We start from the raw sequence: 3,366 nt of genomic DNA on the forward strand, positions 1-3,366 counted from the left end.
TGCACGCCACATCCAAGACCGCCCTCTCCCCCGCCCCCACTCGACACGGTTGCTCTCCCGCGCGCGGGAGAGGGGAGCACGACAACGCAGAGCCGGCTTTGTCAGCAGTCTGGGGCCGGAATTTCCGGCTTTTTTATCGCGGCGTATGCGAACTCAGCCGCGGGCCAGCTGCCCGTCGGTGAGGCGCCACACGTTCAGCGGGTTGCCATCCTGCAGCGCGGGCGGCAGCAGTTCCGCCGGCACGTTCTGGTAGCACACCGGGCGCAGGAAGCGCTCGATGGCGGATGCGCCCACCGAGGTGGCGCGCGTGTCGGACGTGGCGGGGAACGGGCCGCCGTGCACCATCGCGTACGACACTTCCACGCCCGTCGGATAGCCGTTGAACAGCACGCGCCCGGCCTTGCGCTCGAGCACGGTCAGCAGGCTGCCGGCTTCGGCACGGTCCGCCGCATCCGCTTGCACGGTGGCGGTGAGCTGGCCTTCCAGGCGGCGCGCAACCGCCAGCATTTCCGCGTGATCGCGGCAGACGACCAGCACAGAGGACGGGCCAAACACTTCGGCTTCCATGCGGTGGTCCGCAAGAATGCGCTCCGCCGTGGTTTCGAACAGCGCGGGGCGGGCCTGGTTGGGGCCGCTGGCGGCCTGGCCGCTGCCGATGCGGCGCAGCCCTTCGATATCGCTGAGCTGGGCCACACCGTTGTCATAGGCCTGGCTGATGCCGGGCGTCAGCATGGTGGCGGCGGCTTTCTCCGCCAACGCGGCAATCGCGCCCTGGCGGAACACGTCCAGCGCCGGGCTCTCCACCGCCAGCAGCAGGCCGGGGTTGGTGCAGAACTGGCCCACGCCCATCACCAGCGAATCCACCAGGTTGCGCGCGATCTGCGCGCCGCGGGCAGCCAGGGCTGCCGGCAGCAGGAACACCGGGTTGATACTGCTCATTTCCGCATAGACGGGGATCGGCTGGGGTCGGCTGTTGGCCGTCTGCACCAGCGCCAGGCCGCCGCTGCGCGAGCCCGTGAAGCCTACTGCCTGGATCGACGGATGCGCGACCAGGGACGTGCCCACGGCAACGCCCGCGCCTACCAGCAGCGAGAACACGCCTTCGGGCAGGCCTGCGTCGGCCACGGCCTTCTGGATCACGCGCCCGACCAGCTCGGAGGTGCCGAGGTGGGCCGAGTGCGCCTTGACGACGACCGGGCAACCGGCCGCCAGCGCGGACGCGGTATCGCCGCCCGCCACGGAGAACGCGAGCGGGAAATTGCTGGCGCCGAACACCGCCACCGGGCCAACCGCGATCTTCTGCAGGCGCAGGTCGGGGCGCGGTGGCGTGCGTTCCGGCAGGGCCGAGTCGAGCGTGGCGGATTGCCAGCGGCCATCGCGCAGCACGCTGGCGAACAGGCGCAGCTGGCCGGCGGTGCGGGCGCGCTCGCCCTGCAGGCGCGCGATGGGCAATGCGCTCTCGGCGTGGGCGCGCTCGATCAGCGTATCGCCCAGGGCCTCCAGGCCGCTGGCGATCGACTCCAGGAATCTGGCGCGGGTTTCCGGCGAGGTGTTGCGGTAGGTGTCGAATGCGGCTTCGGCCAGCGCGCAGGCACGCTCGGCCTCGGCGGCGCCGCCGCCATGGAATTCCGGTGCCAGGACTTCACCCGTGGCCGGGTTGGTGGCATGGAGGATCTTGGTGGTGCCGCGCACAGCGCTGGCGCCGATCAGCATTTCGCCGGTAATGGTCATGAGCGTTTCCTGCTTTTCAACTGCGATCAAGTGGGAGCGCGCCGTAGCTTGCGCTTGAGGCGGCGCTGATGTGGCCTCGGGCGAACACGCGGGACGCATGAATGGGGATATGGCCTCGCTGTGCATTATTGTAAGACATCCTACAACATGAGGCGCTTGTCGGGCAAGCAAGAAATCCCGGACTCCGCCGGGATGATGCGGGAGCCCGGCCCTAGCCGGCTTCCACAGCCGCCGACGCCTTGCGCAGCCGCTCGCGGCTGTTGGTCAGGTGCATGCGCATGGCAGCCTTGGCGCCTTCGGGGTCACGCCGCTCGATGGCGTCAAAGATATTCTCGTGCTCGATATTGACGCGCTCGAGGTACTGCTCCCGCTCCTGGGCGCTGACATGCAGCCGGCTGCGCGGGATCACCATGGTGCCGAGGTGGCCCATGATGTCCGTGAAGTAGCGGTTGCCGGTGGCGCGCGCGATGAGCAGGTGGAACTCGAAATCGGCACCGACGGAATCGTCTCCGCCCGCCGCCGTGCGCTTGAGCTCATCGAGCGCGCCGCGCATTGCCGTCAGTTGCTCGTCGCTGCGCCGCGATGCTGCCAGGCTGGCCGCCTCGGCTTCCAGGCTGACGCGGAATTCCAGCATGGCCAGCACGTCCATGGCAGTGCCCATGGTGGCGGGATCGATGCGAAACGGCGAGCCGTTCTCGGCGCTGCGCGCCAGCACGAAGGTGCCGATGCCGTGGCGGGTTTCCACCAGGCCGCTGGCCTGCAGCCGCGACAGCGCTTCGCGCACCACGGTGCGGCTGACGCCGAGCGCGGCCATGATCTCGGACTCGGTCGGCAGCTTGTCGCCCGGCTTGAGCTGGCCTTGCTGGATGCGCTCGCTCAGGTTGCTCACCGCCTCTTCGGCAAGCGTGCGGCCGCGGCGCCGCAGCGGGGGGGTGGAGGCAAACATCGGGTTTGACATGGTGATGGGCTGGGGCTTGACCGGATCGCAATGGCCTCATTATACTGCGTCGTAAGTCATATGACGACCGATAACAGGTGTCTCCCGCTACATGGGCTATAGCAGCCGCATCGGGAACTGGGAAGCACCGCACACCAGGATCCGGCAGCAGCCGGCGCATCCAAACCGAGACAACTGCAAGGGCCGGCAGCCAACGCGGCGAGCCGCTCTTCCCGCTGGAGTTCAACATGGCCCAATCGTCCCTTTCCGCCGCGCCCGTGGCAGGCACCCCCGTGATCACCGAGCTGACCGTAGTGCCGGTGGCCGGCCACGACAGCATGTTGATGAACCTGTCCGGCGCGCACGGTCCATTCTTCACCCGCAATATCGTCATCCTGAAAGACAGCGCGGGCAATACCGGCGTTGGCGAGGTGCCGGGCGGCGAAGCCATCCGCCAGACGCTGGACGACGCGCGCGAACTCCTCGTCGGCCAGTCGATCGGGAACCACCAGGCGCTGCTCAATCGCGTGCGCACCGCCTTTGCCAGCCGCGACGCGGGTGGCCGCGGCCTGCAGACCTTCGACCTGCGCATCGCCATTCACGCGGTCACTGCGCTCGAGGCGGCGCTGCTCGACCTGCTGGGCAAGCATCTGGGCGTGCCGGTGGCCGCGCTGCTGGGCGAAGGCCAGCAGCGCGAT

General features: G+C 68.7%; 2 protein-coding genes and 1 pseudogene. 1 reads left to right on the forward strand and 2 read right to left on the reverse strand.

All coding sequences use genetic code 11. The features are described 5' to 3' along the window. Positions 1-153: 153 nt before the first annotated feature. The gene (locus tag ACYP5B_RS17615; protein WP_459570533.1) at positions 154-1,731 is read right to left on the reverse strand and encodes an aldehyde dehydrogenase (NADP(+)); all 1,578 of its coding nucleotides are present in this window, start codon (positions 1,729-1,731) and stop codon (positions 154-156) included. 211 nt (positions 1,732-1,942) lie between these two features. Next, the gene (locus ACYP5B_RS17620; RefSeq protein ID WP_400093859.1) at positions 1,943-2,689 is read right to left on the reverse strand and encodes a FadR/GntR family transcriptional regulator; all 747 of its coding nucleotides are present in this window, start codon (positions 2,687-2,689) and stop codon (positions 1,943-1,945) included. Between the two features lie 227 nt (positions 2,690-2,916). On the opposite strand from ACYP5B_RS17620, the pseudogene gudD reads away from it, so the two are divergent. After that, positions 2,917-3,366: pseudogene (gudD, locus tag ACYP5B_RS17625) on the forward strand (glucarate dehydratase); the annotation flags it as partial.

The sequence above is a fragment of the Cupriavidus sp. 8B genome, assembly GCF_054589115.1.

What these genes read in the sequence shown, in the direction of transcription:
- ACYP5B_RS17615 (WP_459570533.1), bottom strand. Translation starts at nt 1,731, where the DNA reads ATGACCATTACCGGCGAAATGCTGATCGGCGCCAGCGCTGTGCGCGGC.
- ACYP5B_RS17620 (WP_400093859.1), bottom strand. Translation starts at nt 2,689, where the DNA reads ATGTCAAACCCGATGTTTGCCTCCACCCCCCCGCTGCGGCGCCGCGGC.